Origin of the sequence: Pedobacter glucosidilyticus DSM 23534 (genome assembly GCF_000425145.1) — a bacterium.
Classification (GTDB): domain Bacteria; phylum Bacteroidota; class Bacteroidia; order Sphingobacteriales; family Sphingobacteriaceae; genus Pseudopedobacter; species Pseudopedobacter glucosidilyticus.
Genome location: NZ_AULF01000022.1, coordinates 83,227 through 96,983, shown reverse-complemented (window position 1 = coordinate 96,983; position 13,757 = coordinate 83,227). Strand labels below are relative to the sequence as shown.

At 32.1% G+C, this 13,757-nt stretch carries 12 protein-coding genes; 8 read left to right on the top strand and 4 right to left on the bottom strand.

The window, feature by feature from the left end:
• The first annotated feature begins 247 nt into the window (after positions 1-247).
• Genes H510_RS0108895 through H510_RS19585 form a run of 3 tightly spaced genes read left to right on the top strand, consistent with a single transcriptional unit; the run spans position 248 to position 3,904 of the window.
• Positions 248-508 (top strand): type II toxin-antitoxin system ParD family antitoxin, encoded by a 261-nt coding sequence (locus H510_RS0108895; protein ID WP_026904006.1) that lies wholly within the window; start codon positions 248-250, stop codon positions 506-508.
• Positions 509-515: 7 nt separating this feature from the next.
• Positions 516-1,145 carry an AbiU2 domain-containing protein gene (locus H510_RS0108890; RefSeq protein WP_026904005.1) on the top strand — a complete coding sequence of 210 codons (630 nt, stop codon included), beginning with the start codon at positions 516-518 and terminating at the stop codon, positions 1,143-1,145.
• Between the two features lie 50 nt (positions 1,146-1,195).
• Positions 1,196-3,904, top strand: coding sequence for a DEAD/DEAH box helicase (locus H510_RS19585; protein ID WP_051291125.1), 2,709 nt, complete (start codon positions 1,196-1,198; stop codon positions 3,902-3,904).
• A gap of 30 nt (positions 3,905-3,934) precedes the next feature.
• Here the strand turns inward: H510_RS19585 and H510_RS0108880 are convergent, their stop codons facing one another.
• Together H510_RS0108880 and tilS are read right to left on the bottom strand one after the other, a co-directional pair.
• Positions 3,935-4,417 (bottom strand): hypothetical protein, encoded by a 483-nt coding sequence (locus H510_RS0108880; RefSeq protein ID WP_026904004.1) that lies wholly within the window; start codon positions 4,415-4,417, stop codon positions 3,935-3,937.
• Complete coding sequence (tilS, locus tag H510_RS0108875; RefSeq protein ID WP_026904003.1) at positions 4,414-5,751, bottom strand: tRNA lysidine(34) synthetase TilS; 1,338 nt, start codon at positions 5,749-5,751, stop codon at positions 4,414-4,416. Before tilS ends, H510_RS0108880 begins: the two co-directional genes overlap by 4 nt.
• 50 nt (positions 5,752-5,801) lie before the next feature.
• Between tilS and H510_RS18550 the strand changes: the two genes are divergently transcribed.
• From H510_RS18550 to ispG, 3 genes are all read left to right on the top strand, one after another.
• Positions 5,802-7,904 carry an OstA-like protein gene (locus H510_RS18550; RefSeq protein ID WP_081659241.1) on the top strand — a complete coding sequence of 701 codons (2,103 nt, stop codon included), beginning with the start codon at positions 5,802-5,804 and terminating at the stop codon, positions 7,902-7,904.
• 11 nt (positions 7,905-7,915) lie between these two features.
• Complete coding sequence (locus tag H510_RS0108865; RefSeq protein ID WP_026904002.1) at positions 7,916-8,524, top strand: RDD family protein; 609 nt, start codon at positions 7,916-7,918, stop codon at positions 8,522-8,524.
• An 86-nt stretch (positions 8,525-8,610) separates the two neighbouring features.
• Positions 8,611-10,596 carry a (E)-4-hydroxy-3-methylbut-2-enyl-diphosphate synthase gene (gene ispG / locus H510_RS0108860; RefSeq protein ID WP_026904001.1) on the top strand — a complete coding sequence of 662 codons (1,986 nt, stop codon included), beginning with the start codon at positions 8,611-8,613 and terminating at the stop codon, positions 10,594-10,596.
• A 2-nt stretch (positions 10,597-10,598) separates the two neighbouring features.
• Here the strand turns inward: ispG and H510_RS0108855 are convergent, their stop codons facing one another.
• Positions 10,599-10,907 (bottom strand): hypothetical protein, encoded by a 309-nt coding sequence (locus H510_RS0108855; RefSeq protein WP_026904000.1) that lies wholly within the window; start codon positions 10,905-10,907, stop codon positions 10,599-10,601.
• Positions 10,908-11,285: 378 nt separating this feature from the next.
• Between H510_RS0108855 and H510_RS0108850 the strand changes: the two genes are divergently transcribed.
• Together H510_RS0108850 and H510_RS0108845 are read left to right on the top strand one after the other, a co-directional pair.
• Positions 11,286-12,233 carry a sensor histidine kinase gene (locus tag H510_RS0108850; RefSeq protein WP_211226559.1) on the top strand — a complete coding sequence of 316 codons (948 nt, stop codon included), beginning with the start codon at positions 11,286-11,288 and terminating at the stop codon, positions 12,231-12,233.
• Positions 12,223-12,942: a LytR/AlgR family response regulator transcription factor gene (locus tag H510_RS0108845; RefSeq protein ID WP_026903998.1), complete on the top strand. Its 720-nt coding sequence runs from the start codon at positions 12,223-12,225 to the stop codon at positions 12,940-12,942. Before H510_RS0108850 ends, H510_RS0108845 begins: the two co-directional genes overlap by 11 nt.
• On the opposite strand, the gene H510_RS0108840 is transcribed toward H510_RS0108845, so the two are convergent.
• Positions 12,939-13,754 carry an alpha/beta hydrolase gene (locus tag H510_RS0108840; protein ID WP_081659239.1) on the bottom strand — a complete coding sequence of 272 codons (816 nt, stop codon included), beginning with the start codon at positions 13,752-13,754 and terminating at the stop codon, positions 12,939-12,941. The genes H510_RS0108845 and H510_RS0108840 overlap by 4 nt on opposite strands.
• Between the last annotated feature and the right edge of the window lie 3 nt (positions 13,755-13,757).

Here is a 13,757-nt window from a genome sequence, read left to right as displayed (position 1 = left end):
TATGTTTCTTAATTTTTTAACCGCAGAGTTCGCAGAGGTCACAAAGCTGGGTTGCCCTTAATATTTGATTTAGATTCTCTAGTTTATGATGTTATAAAACAAGTCCGTAGGACTGACATCATTATAGAATTTTCAAGGTAAATAATTCAAGAATCCCATAGGGATGACATAAAATTAAATCTTTAACAAATATTACAAATTTGCAATAATTACCAATTTTTGGTAATTTCAATAAAAAAAATTGAATATGAAAAATACATCAATATCTCTAGGTGATTATTTTGACCAATTTGTGAATAGCCAAGTTACAGCCGGTAGATATAAAAATGTTAGTGAAGTGATTAGAGCAGGACTTCGTCTTTTAGAAGACGAAGAAAGTAAGACTGCTGCTTTAAAAAATGCCATTCAACAAGGATTAAATAGCCCACGTATAGAAAACTTCGATTTTGATGAACACTTAGCCAAACTTAAATCAGAAAGAAATAAGTATATAAAACGTTCTTTATAAATTTTAAATGGAGAATATAGTATTAAAAAAGTATGAAGACTATTTAGAGGCTTTTGAGTCCATAATTTACGATAACTTAGCTATAAAATTAGCGGCTTTTAAAGGTTTTAAAGAGTGTTTAGATTCTGACTTCAAAACAGCTTCAACTAATCTTCCGCTTCTTTATTTTATTATTAACTCTATGCATGTAGATACAGTTATGACAATCTGTAAGTTGATAGAGAATAATAGAGGAGAGGGAACAATACAAAATTTTTTAAACTTCATTTCTTCTAATCAAAAAATAATACAGAAAAAGTATAAAGATTGTGGAGTAAATGTTGTTAATGATAATAAAGTCGATTTAGAATCTTTAAATGAAAAAATAATAATTATTATCAAACAAAGGGACAAATATTTTGCTCATGCTGATAAAGAATATTTTCTAAATCCGAACAAAATTTCCATTGATTTCCCAAATACCTATGATGATATATCAGATATTTTAAGAGTTTTACAAAAGATTATTTCAGCCCATATCTTTATTGTCTCAAAAAGAAAAAGGGCTTGCATTGCTGATTTTTTTTATTTGAATACTTTTAAGATTATTAATCTATTAAATAATAAAAATAATATTACGTTTAAAGGAACAGACTAAATGTTGTTTTGTTAAAAACATAGTATTATTTGCCATAAAATTAGTTAGTAATGAAAATTGATAATGACAATAATGAGCTAAAGTTAGCTCTTTCTTTAGTTCGAGAGACTAATTTGTCATTTTTTTTAACAGGGAAAGCAGGGACAGGAAAATCAACATTTTTAAGATATATTATTGAAACAGTTTCTAAGAACTTTTTGGTTGTTGCCCCTACAGGTATTTCTGCGATTAACATTGGGGGAGTAACAATTCACTCTTTTTTTCAATTTCCATTGAGACCATTGTTACCAAAAGATACAGATATTAAGATATTTGATAAGGATTCAGAAAGGAGAAAAATAATTTCAAATTTAGATACTTTGGTAATTGATGAAATTTCTATGGTCCGAGTTGATTTAATAGATGGGATTGATTACTCATTGAGAGTGAATGGTGGTAATCCTAAACTTCCTTTTGGTGGTAAGCAAGTAATCTTTGTTGGCGATTTATTTCAACTAGAACCAGTAACTGTAAAGAATTCAGGTGATTACAATATATTAAAAGGAATTTATAAAGGAGTCTTTTTCTTCAATGCTAAAGTATTTGAAAAGGTGAAATTACTTAAAATTGAATTTCAAAAAGTTTATAGACAGTCAGAACAGGATTTTATTTCTTTATTGGAAAAAGTCAGGGTTAAAGAGTTATCTAAATCAGATTTGGATAAAATTAATGATAGGGTTTTATCTGACTTAAAGGAATATGAAAATGATTTTATAATCACCCTTACGACAAGAAATGATTTAGCTGATAATGTTAATTCTATAAAACTTGCAGAATTAAAAGGCTCTATATATAATTATAATGCTGAAATTTTTGACGATTTCGAAGTAAGTAAATATCCAACGGACCCTCAATTATCGCTAAAAGTTGGTGCTCAAATTATATTTCTAAAAAATGATATAGCTAAGCGATGGACGAATGGAACTATTGGTCAGGTTTGTGAGCTTTCAAATAATGAAATAAAAGTTAAGCTTAAAAATGAATTAATTTATTCTGTAGAAAAGAGAGTCTGGGAGAATGTAAAATACAAGTATAATAGGAATACTGGAAAAATAGAACAAAAAATAGTAGGAACATTTAAGCAGTACCCTTTAAAGCTTGCGTGGTCAATTACAATACATAAAAGTCAAGGTTTAACTTTTGATAAATTAATTGTTGATTTTGGAAATGGGACGTTTTCTAGTGGACAAGCTTATGTAGCTTTGAGTAGAGCTAAAAACTTTAATGGACTTTTTCTTAAAAATGTAATTAGTTTTCATGATATAAATGTTAACGAAGATGTTAAAAAGTTTTATAGGTCTATTGATGATATAAGTAATATAAGCGAAACACTAGATATAGAACGTGATACATACATTTTAATTAAAAAAGGTAATCATGATAATGTCGCAAGGCGGTATTTAAAGGGGGCTAACAAATTAATTGTAAAGCAACGATATAAGGAAGCATATCACTATTTAATTTCAGGATTTAATTATCTAATCTGTGATTGTATGATATATTTAGCTGTACCGGATGATTTTAGCAAAGTCACTTTCAAAAATATATCTTATGGTTACGCTGAAAATTATATGTACTTTTTAATAGCATACGTTTTTTGGATTAAAAGAGATTATGAATTGGCTCTAAATAATATTAATACTTACATTAAGGGTGCAGAAAATGAAGAAATTGGATATTATTTAAAAGGAAGAATCTATTCTTTAATAAAGGATTTTAAGAATGAGAGAATCTGTTATAGTAAGGCTCTAGAGAGGGAGAAAACAAATAGGTCACTATATAGACTGGGTAGATTAAAGGAAGAAAGATTTAATGAAAATGGTATAGCTGAATTGTATGAAGCATCCTTAGATGATGTGCTTAGTCATGGAGGCGCTTGGTTGGCAAAGTGTTCTTTGAAAAGAGGTAAATTACTTAAAGAAGAATCTTCTTATTATGTGAATATATTTAATAAAGGTGGTGAGTTATTTTATTTGCATGGTTATGAATTTAGTGCAGGGGATAAAATTATATCAGATAATAATAATCAGCTGAATTTTACAATTGAAAAAAACAAATTGAAAAAAGCTCTAATAGAAAATAGTAAGCTGTTTTTATCTGAAAATATAAAGTGTATAAATTATGAATATTATGTGAATGAAATTAATAATATAAATTTAGAAATTAGTGAATCCGAATGGACTGGTCCTGATGACTCTTTTAATGAGGTACTTCTTAATACTAAATTTCATCAGTACCCGGAAAATTATTGGAATATTTCAGAGAGCGATTACTATCATATGAGGTATAATGTATTCCTAGAATTTTGCGAACACAATTATAATATTCCAGAATGTTTAGAGAATTATGGACTCGTTTTTGTAAGTCCTTTTATCCTAGATTATTTACAGTACAGTTATAATTTTTTTGAATTTGAACTGTATTATCGAACTTATAGCAAATATTTAAAAGACTTTGATTATGATTTGGGTTTCATTGAGTTTAGTAAAGAATATTACTTAATGACTTTTACTAGTGATTATAATTATACTTTGGAAAGATATTGGGACTTGTCTGCAAATTATTCGCCATTTTTTTTCCATGGTAGTTTTGAACATCTGGACGACGAATATTATCGCAATAACTACTTGATTTATAATCAAGATAATGGAGTTTATAATGATACAATTGATAGTTTAATTGATTGTATTTTTGATGACTATTTTTGGTACTTATATTAGAGTTCTTAATTCATAAAAATCAAGCTTTCTCTACTTCTTCATCTCCTCCATAATAGCCTGATGAAGTTCTGCTGGTCTTTGGGTACCAATTACATAAATCAAGCCGTCGCGGTCTGTTAAGCGGATGGCATCTTTGCCACCAGCATAAAATTTAATAGAACCGTTTCTGTGTAAATTATATACGGGGTTATTAAGAAAATACTTGCTGTATTCGCCTTTTTCAACTTTAACAATGCTATTTAAATCTATTTTAACCAATCTGGTGGTCCATAAACCATCAATTAAAACAGCTTTGTTGTTTACAATGGTGCGGTAATGAAGTAAAAACAGCATCAACACGCTAACGGCTAAAATTCCGCATCCTACTAAAAGCAATAAATCGCCGTTTTTATCTTTGTTTTCTGTCCAATAGTAAGCCAAGAAACAAAAAATAGCCATCACCAACCTAATGCTTATAAAAGAGTAATCTCTTCCAAGGTATTGTTTTTCATAAAAAGGGTAATAATGAATCATGGCTTTATATTCTTTAATTCGAATTTAGTTATTTTTTTAGTATCGGTAGTTATTTTAAATCTTTCATCTAAACGGTAACCCGCAATCCAAATGATGTTACCATCAGCATTAACTAAAACCGGAATCAGATGTTTTTGCATAAGCGGTATTTTTAAGCTGATGAAAAAATCGCTCAACTTCTTAAAGCCTTTCATTCCTAAGGGCATAAATTTATCTCCTTCTTGCCAAGTTCTTAGCGTTAAAGGGTATTTTAATTTCTCGGTATCAATAAAAGCTATATTTGGATGACGATTGAAACGAGAATCAGTAATTTCTTGGGTGATGATGAAATCCTGAAAATAAAGCATCAAATCATCTTTATTTAAAATTAGCTCGGTATGTTGCTCTTGCTGTGTTTTTTGTAAAAAGATATAAGCTCTATCAATCAATAAAACATAATCTTTACCAAAAAAAGTTTTGCCACTCTCTTTATCTAAACCCAAAATAACATCAGTAACTGTTGTACTATTAAAACCATAAGGCAATAATAGCTCAGTTAAAATAAATTGTACAGCAGGTATTTGTTTTAATTTTTGGATGCTGATTTGATAGCCTTTCGGATGTTTCTGAAACAGTTTTTGCTTATATTCTTGGATACTTGCTTTTAAAAAGGCTTCCAAATCAGAAAAATAAGCGATGTTTTTTTGAAAAGTATCTTCCAAAGAGGGGTTAATCTCTTTCATCACCGGAATAATTTGATGTCTGATTTTATTTCTGATGTATTTGGTAGAGCTGTTAGAACTATCCTCAACAAAATCTAGCTTGTTTGCAGTAATATAAGCATCAATATCCTCACGTTTAAAAAGCATTAAAGGTCTGATGATATTTTGCCTTTCTGTTTTAATGCCATGTAAACCGGCAATACCTGTACCTCGAGTTAAATTTAAAATCACAGTTTCTATCGCATCATTTTGATGTTGAGCTACAGCAATTTTTTGATAATTAAAAGCAGATTTTATTTCCTCAAAAAAGCGGTATCTTAAATCCCGAGCCGCCATTTGGGTGCTTATTTTATGTTCATCAGCGTAAGCCAAAGTATTAAAACTAGTTACATGAAAAGGTACTTCTAAAGTTTTGGCTAATTGTGCTACAAACTGCTCATCATGGTCAGATTCTGTACCTCTCAACTGAAAATTACAATGCGCTATGGCAAAAGAAAAGTTTGCTTGTTTAAATAAATGAGCCATGGCAACAGAGTCTTTACCACCGCTAACAGCCAGCAAAACAGTATCTTTGGGCCCAATTAAGCTTTCGGATTTAATGAAATCCTGAAAAGATTTTAGTTGCCATAACATCAATCAAATTTAACCGTTTAAAATCGTTACCAAAAAACTAATTTTGCTTTGTGAAAAAGTATTCCCTTTTATTGTTTATTCTGGTGTTGGTGCAAATGGTACAGGCACAAAAAATCACTCGTGTAGAACTGTTACAATCACAGTCCTTTATCGGGATGAAAAGGAACGGACAAAATATTCAGAAAGTTATTAGGCCTGTTTTTCAGCAAGATAACGCCACTTTAATTTGCGATAGCGCTTATTTTTATATAGAAAAAAATAGCTTTGATGCTTTTGGACATGTACATATTAACCAAGCAGATACCGTTAATATTTTTGCCGATTTACTGAATTATAACGGTAATACCAAGATGGCGGTATTAACCAATAATGTAAGAATGGTTGATAGAGGCTCGGTTTTAACTACCAATAATTTAACTTACAATATGGCCAGCAAGGTAGGTACTTATACCAATGGCGGTAAAATTGTAAACGGAGATAATACTTTAACCAGCACCAATGGTTATTATTTTTCTAGCTCTAGCGATGCTTATTTTAGATACAATGTAAGGGTTAAAACGCCAGAAGTTTTAATAAAATCTGATACTTTACGCTATAATTCTTTAAGTAAAATTGCTTATTTCTACGGGCCAACCAATATTTACGGTAAAGACGATACTTTATATACAGAAAACGGCCAATACAATACCGCTACAGAGCAGGCTGCCTTTGGAAAAAAGAATTTGTATACGCAAAACTCTAAAAGTTTAAAGGGAGATAGCTTGTTTTACGATGGAAAAGTAGGCTATGGCAGGGCAGTTAAAAATATTCTTTTTGTTGATACCGCCCAAAAAGTAGAACTAAGAGGAGATTTAGGAAATTATCTTAAAAAGGATGAAAGTATAACCGTTACGCAAAATGCTTACATCGTTTTCGTAACAGAAAAAGATTCGGTCTCAAAAGATAGCATCTGGATGTCGGCAGATACTCTTTACAGTAAGGTTTATAGGAAAAAAGAACTCTATGCTATACAAAAAGCAAAGGCTTTGGCCGCATTTGCAGATAGCTTAGCGGCAGATAGTGCTAAAACTAGTTTAGATAGTGCAGCTTTAACTTTGCCTAAGCAAGAAGGTATCACTCAGGCTGATTCTTTAGCTGCCGATACGCTAAAAGCCAATAGTTTAGTCATTATTGAAGATACACCAAAACAACCGGTTACAGTTAAAGCTGCCGAGGAAGAAAAGAAACCTAAACGAAGCAGAAAGCGAAAGAATAAGAGTAATGAAGAGCCTGTACAAGAAACTGCTACGCAAAATAAACCTGCTGTAGAAGACAAAAATTTGGAGCCCATTAAAGTAGATTCTGTTTTAATAAAAGCCAATTTGCGTAAGCAATTTGTGTTAGATAGTATTAGAAAAGATAGTATTTATGCTTTAGAAAACGATACCACAAAAATTAGAGTTGTAAGTGCTTGGCGTAAAGTGAAAGTTTTTAAATCTGATTTACAGGCCAGGTCTGATTCTGCTTTTTTTAGCTACGGAGATTCTACTTTGAGAATTTACCAATCGCCAATGGTTTGGGCACAAGGTAGCCAAATTTCTGCCGACACTATGTACCTGCAAATGGTTAATAAGAAAATGGACAATATGGACATGATTAGAAATGCCATTGTTGTTAATACCGAACAAGACTCTACTTATTTTAACCAAGTTGCTGGTAAAATGATGAAAGGTTATTTTGTTAACGAAAAGCTAGACCGTGTTTTTGTGGATGGTAATGCCGAGAGTATTTATTTCCCTAAGGATAGTACAGCATATAATAGTATGTCTAGGACGCTAGCTGCCCGTATGCGGATTAATTTTACTAATGATAGCTTAATGTCTATCACTTTTATTAGGAAGCCAGAAATGACTTATTATCCTATAGAAGATGTTACAGAAGAGCTAAAGACCTTACCAAACTTTAGCTGGAAACCTAAAGACAGACCAAAGTCTAAGGATGAAATTATTGCTAAAAAAGTAGTTAAGAAAGCAACAAGTAAAAAGCCCACAGCTAAGGCAAGTACAGTTAAACCTAAGACGAATACTTCATCTAAGGCAGCTCCAATTGTTAAGAAAGAGAACGCTCCACCAGCTAAGCAAGAAGCACCACCTAAGAAAATAAGCAGTCAATAATTTAAAAGACAATGGAAACCAAAATCTATACCTTGGTGATAAAGGGTAAACCCGAAGGACCTTTTAGTTTAGAAGAATTAAAAGCTTTGGATGTTAAACCCGATGCTTTCATTAGAAAGCCCGGTATGGATGATTATAAAGAAGCCCATGAGTTTGAAGAGCTAAGGAGTTTATTTGGTTTTAAACAGCAATTTACAGCTCCGCAATACTTCGCCGGCTTTGATTTACGACTGTTAGCTGCCGCCATAGATTGGTTTTTAGTTTTATTTGTGGTGGCTGTTGCCGAGTTTACTTATATCCTAGTTTTTGATAAGGAAGATGCAGTGCAACTTATCATATTAGCCAATTTGATAGTGCTACCGCTACTGAAGTTTGTTTATCAAATTATTGCAGAAACTAAAACTCAGTTTACCATAGGGAAACGTTTGTTAAATATAAAAGTTACCAACTTAGATGGCTTAAAACCATCATTTAATCAGGTATTTATCAGAAATTTTAGTAAAATCATCAGTACTTTAACTCTTTTTATGGGCTATTTATATAGTTTTTTAAATAAGAAGCAGCAATGTTTACACGATGTTTGGGCTGGCACTTTAGTTATAAAAGAGCGTTTAATTTAAAAGCATAAATTTTATGCTTTTTCTAAAACAAATTTTAAAAAGCAGGCTTTTAATAAAATCCTTTATTTTTGTTTAAATTTTATTTTATGGATGCAGAGGCGGCAATGTCTTTAAAAGGTATTTATTGTAATTCTTTAACCCAATACTCCAGATTTAATACGCTAGAAGTTTATATAGGAAATGTTCCTATGGGGGCAAATCATCCTATCAGGCTACAGTCTATGACTACTACTGATACGATGGATACCGAAGCTTCTATAGCGCAAAGCATCAGGATGATTGATGCGGGTTGCGAGTATGTAAGAATTACAGCACCATCTATAAAAGAAGCACAAAACCTAGCAGAAATAAGAAAAGGTTTACATGAAAAAGGATACCACGCACCATTAGTTGCCGATATACATTTTACCCCTAATGCAGCAGAACTTGCGGCAAAAATTGTAGAAAAAGTAAGGGTAAACCCAGGTAATTATGCCGATAAAAAGAAATTTGAAGAGCTTAATTATACGCCAGAAGCTTACGAGGCAGAACTACAACGTATAAAGAAAAAATTTGCGCCGTTAGTACAAATCTGTAAAGAACATGGTACAGCTATGCGTATTGGTACTAACCATGGCTCGCTATCAGACCGTATCATGAGCTGGTATGGCGATACCCCAAAGGGGATGGTAGAGTCGGCAATGGAATTTATTCGTATTTGCTACGAGTTAGATTACCATCAGTTGGTTATCTCCATGAAATCTAGCAACCCGCAGGTTATGGTGCAAGCTTACCGATTATTGGTAGCAACTATGGTGAGAGAGGGAATGAATTATCCTTTACACTTAGGCGTTACAGAAGCTGGTGATGGTGAGGATGGTCGAATAAAATCTGCTGTGGGTATTGGTACTTTGTTAGAAGATGGTTTGGGAGATACTATTAGAGTTTCTTTAACAGAAGAACCAGAGTTTGAAATACCAGTTGCCAGAGTGTTAGCCCAACGTTATGAAGAGCGTAAACATCAGCAAACGCAACTAAAAAATGCAGATGATGTTGAACTTCCTGAATATTTTTCTCCTTTCGAGTATAATAAGCGTCCTTCTGCTGAGCTAAATACTTTTATTGGCGGACATCAAGTTCCACGAGTTATTTTAGATATTTCTAATAAGAACCTAAAAGATCCTTTTGTATTGGTTGATGCTGGATATATCTATTCGGCAGCTTTAGATAAATACAACATGGGCGATCAATCCATTGATTTTGCCTATATGGGTAATCAGCTACCTTCTTTTAGCTTTCCGGGTAATTTAAAACAACTTTTTGATTATCCTACTTGGCAGCAATTGAAAAATAAAACCAATTGCCATCCGCTATTTAGCCTAACAGAATATATAAGCGCAACAGAAAGAGATACTGCGCTTAATCTAGTGAAAATTAAACGTGAGGATTTAGATACAGACGCTTTCGCTGATATTCCTTTCGATAAAACTTTGGTTTTTGTATTAGAAACTAATGAAACACATGGTATGGCAGACCAAAGAGCGTTTTTCTTTAAACTAGCCCAAGCAGGTATCGATACGCCGGTCATTATTAAAAGAAGTTATCAATTTGATGATGAAAATCAAGAAGATATAGCTTTAAAAGCTCAGCTTTATGCAGCTACAGATCTAGGTGCTTTGTTATTAGATGGCTTTGGCGATGGCGTTTGGATAGATGCCCCACAACTGTCATCAAAATTTATTGTATCTACCTCTTTTGGGATTTTACAGGCAACACGTAGCCGTATCTCTAAAACAGAGTATATTTCTTGCCCTTCTTGCGGACGTACCCTGTTTGATTTACAAGAAACCACTCAAATGATACGCAGCCGTACCGATCATTTAAAAGGAATAAAGATTGGTATTATGGGCTGTATAGTTAATGGTCCTGGTGAAATGGCCGATGCCGATTATGGCTATGTAGGAACTGGTCCGGGTAAGATAACCTTGTATCGTGGAAAAGAAGTTATCCAGAAAAATGTTAATACAGAAAATGCCCTGGATGAATTGATAGAAATCATCAGGGCAGACGGTAATTGGGTAGAGAAAGAATAAGTTTATTTAGCTTTTAACGCTGTTATAACTAAGTTTTTATCTGATATAACTTTTTCTGTTTCAATAGCTTTTTCAAGAACTTGATTTAGCGCAAGTTTTACTTTTTTCCTTTCAATATTTAGTCTTTTATTGGTGATAAGTTCACTATAAATAAGTTCTTGCTTATCATTATAAAACATAACGGTTGAGTTTTTTGGCGTTTTTACATTGGATACAATTACCCAATTCCCTTCTTTAATAGCTGTCTTTTCTTGTGCTATGATGTTAAAGCCATAGAAGGCAAGTACTAAAGTAATGATTAATGTTTTCATGTTGTTTGAGTTTTAATGAGCTCAAAATTGTAGAAGCATAGTTATTTATTATATCTCTGATGCTGAAAGACCATGTTAAGAGTTTACAAATCTTTAAAAGGCGTTTAAACGGTCTTTATGGATGAAATTTGGATATATAACTTGCAATAGCTGCTATTAGTCGATAAACTAAAGCTGTTTGTCTATTATTCAAGATTTTTATGAAAGTCTTCTTTATTTTAGATGATGCTTCAAGAGGTTTATTCTTTTCAAAAAATCAGTTATAAGCGAGTCCTGATTCACATCTTATTTTGGCTATTGGTACTTGCTGCACTTACTTTAATATACGGTATAAATAAGCCCAGTTATTTCATGTCTTTCAGAAATAACCTTTTTTATATGCCTGTACATCTTGTTTACTTTTATAGTCTGGCTTATTATTTTATACCCAAATTCTTATTAAAGGGCAGGTATATTGTATTTGCATTTTTGGTGATGTTCTTAGCAATTTCCTTAGCTTTTTTAACACGTATTATAGACATATTTATTGTAGACCCTTATATAGATAAAGTTTTAAAAGCTATGGGTATGCAGGATGAATGGATGAAAATACAAGGAAGCTTTTGGGAGCAATTTACCAATCCTTATTATCTTGTTAATGCTATAAAAGGCTCTAACCTTATCGTTTGGATTGCCATTGCTATTAAATTATTCAAGCTTTGGTATGAGCGTAGGCAGGCAGCCTTACAAGCCGAACTTAATTTTTTAAAAGCTCAAGTGCATCCACATTTTTTGTTTAATACATTAAATAACCTGTATGCATTAACGCTTAATCAATCGCCAAAAGCACCTCATATTGTTTTAGGCTTAGCAGAAATATTAAGGTATATGCTTTATGAATGCGATAAAGAATATATCTCCTTGAAAAAGGATTTAGAAATTTTAGAAAGTTATATCGCTTTAGAAAAACTTAGGTATGAAGACCGTTTAGAGTTAAATTTTAGTATCAGTGGGCAAGTTCAAGAGCAGCAAATAGCGCCCTTATTATTAATCCCCTTGGTAGAAAATGCCTTTAAGCATGGTGTTAGCGAACAAGTAGGCGAGTCGTGGATAAAGATGGATTTAAGCATCCAAAATCAAAAACTGAAATTTAAAATAGCCAATAGCAAACCGCAAACCATCTCAAACGATAGGCATATTGGTAATATTGGTCTAAGTAATGTTAAAAAGAGGTTAATGCTAATTTATCCCGACACACATGAACTCAAAATAAAAGAAGATGAAGATATGTTTTTAATTGTTTTAGATATTGATTTAAGTAGAGGTAATAGCAATCATGAAAATTAAAGTTTTAATTGTTGATGATGAACCTCATGCGATAGAGGTGATAGAAAATTACCTGAGTAATTTTTCAGAGGTAGAAATTGTAGCTACTTGTTATAATGGTATCGAGGCTTTTAAAGTATTGCAGCAAAAACCAGTTGATTTAATGTTTTTGGATATACAGATGCCTGGCATTAAAGGAACTGATTTGGTAAAAAGCCTCAAGAAGCAGCCTTGTATTATTTTTACAACCGCTTTTGCAGAATATGCGGTTGAGGGTTTTGAGTTAGAAGCTGTAGATTACTTAATTAAACCCATCTCTTTTGATAGGTTTTTAAGAGCTATGGATAAAGTGCTACGCCATTTTGGGGCGCAACAGCAAATTGTATTCAGTCAGCAATCTACTTTGGTAGAAAAAGATACTTTTTTATATCTTAAAGTAGATCGTAAAATGATGAAAATTGCTATCAAAGATATTTTATGGATAGAGAGTCAGAAAGATTATATAAAAGTTGTTCTCCAAAATAAGGAGCTTATTTCTAAGCAAAAAATTAGTTTGATAGAAGAGCTGTTACCAGAAGATGAGTTTGTAAGAATTCATCGTTCTTTTATTGTTTCTATATCCAAAATAGATAGTTATTATGCTTATGCCGTTGAAATCAATAATAAAGAGCTTCCAATTGGTAGAAATTATAAAGCCGAAACTCAAAAAAAATTGAAGATGATTAGTTAAGATTTTATGAAGGTAATACTAGCATCACAAACTTGTTTTAATTGTTCTGCTAGTTGGTCTTCTTTATAAGGATGACTAGCTCCGAAAACATGATTAGCTTTGTCTATCTCTATAAAATCAGCCTTCGGATGAAGTTTTAAGAAGTTTTGTACTACACTTAACGGAACATTAATATCATCATTACCATGAATAATAAGCCAAGGTTTTTTAATATTTTCTGCAGCAGTTTTGATGTTTAGTTTATCAGTATTTTGTTCAACATCCTGTAAAAGAGATAAATTTAAAGGCATGTATTCTTTAGTACGAGCGTTAAAAACCTCAATTATGCCTTTCTCTCGCCATTCTGCCTCTTGTTCTTTTTTCCATAAGCTACTAAAACTATCAATAGCGGCCCAAGTAATTAATTTATTTATGGTTTTATTTGTTGCAGTTGTTAAAATACTAATACCACCACCACGGCTATGTCCAATTAAAATAAGTTCAGCATCAGGAAATTTTTGTTTTGTATAGGAGATGACAAGATCTAAATCAAAAAGTTCAAAACTAGGTGTATTAGCAGCAAAAAGAGTTAAATCATTAACATCTACAGGGTTTTCTGGATTGACGCCGCTATGCGAAAAATTAAATTTTACGTAATGAATATCATGTAAAGCAAAATACTGAGCCACCAAATGATGAGCTCCCCAATCCTTAAATCCCTTAAAACCATGTACAAAAATGGCAACCTGCTTTGTTGGTTTTGCACTATAAGTTATGTCTCCTATGATAGTATGTTGATTACTGCCAGTTAGAGAGAAGTTTTCTTTTTTCATGAT

Coding starts and splice junctions, on each gene's coding strand:
- H510_RS0108840 (WP_081659239.1), bottom strand. CDS start 13,754: ATGAAAAAAGAAAACTTCTCTCTAACTGGCAGTAATCAACATACTATC.
- H510_RS19585 (WP_051291125.1), top strand. CDS start 1,196: ATGAAAATTGATAATGACAATAATGAGCTAAAGTTAGCTCTTTCTTTA.
- ispG (WP_026904001.1), top strand. CDS start 8,611: ATGGATGCAGAGGCGGCAATGTCTTTAAAAGGTATTTATTGTAATTCT.
- H510_RS0108855 (WP_026904000.1), bottom strand. CDS start 10,907: ATGAAAACATTAATCATTACTTTAGTACTTGCCTTCTATGGCTTTAAC.
- tilS (WP_026904003.1), bottom strand. CDS start 5,751: ATGTTATGGCAACTAAAATCTTTTCAGGATTTCATTAAATCCGAAAGC.
- H510_RS0108895 (WP_026904006.1), top strand. CDS start 248: ATGAAAAATACATCAATATCTCTAGGTGATTATTTTGACCAATTTGTG.
- H510_RS0108880 (WP_026904004.1), bottom strand. CDS start 4,417: ATGATTCATTATTACCCTTTTTATGAAAAACAATACCTTGGAAGAGAT.
- H510_RS0108865 (WP_026904002.1), top strand. CDS start 7,916: ATGGAAACCAAAATCTATACCTTGGTGATAAAGGGTAAACCCGAAGGA.
- H510_RS0108890 (WP_026904005.1), top strand. CDS start 516: ATGGAGAATATAGTATTAAAAAAGTATGAAGACTATTTAGAGGCTTTT.
- H510_RS0108845 (WP_026903998.1), top strand. CDS start 12,223: ATGAAAATTAAAGTTTTAATTGTTGATGATGAACCTCATGCGATAGAG.
- H510_RS0108850 (WP_211226559.1), top strand. CDS start 11,286: ATGCCTGTACATCTTGTTTACTTTTATAGTCTGGCTTATTATTTTATA.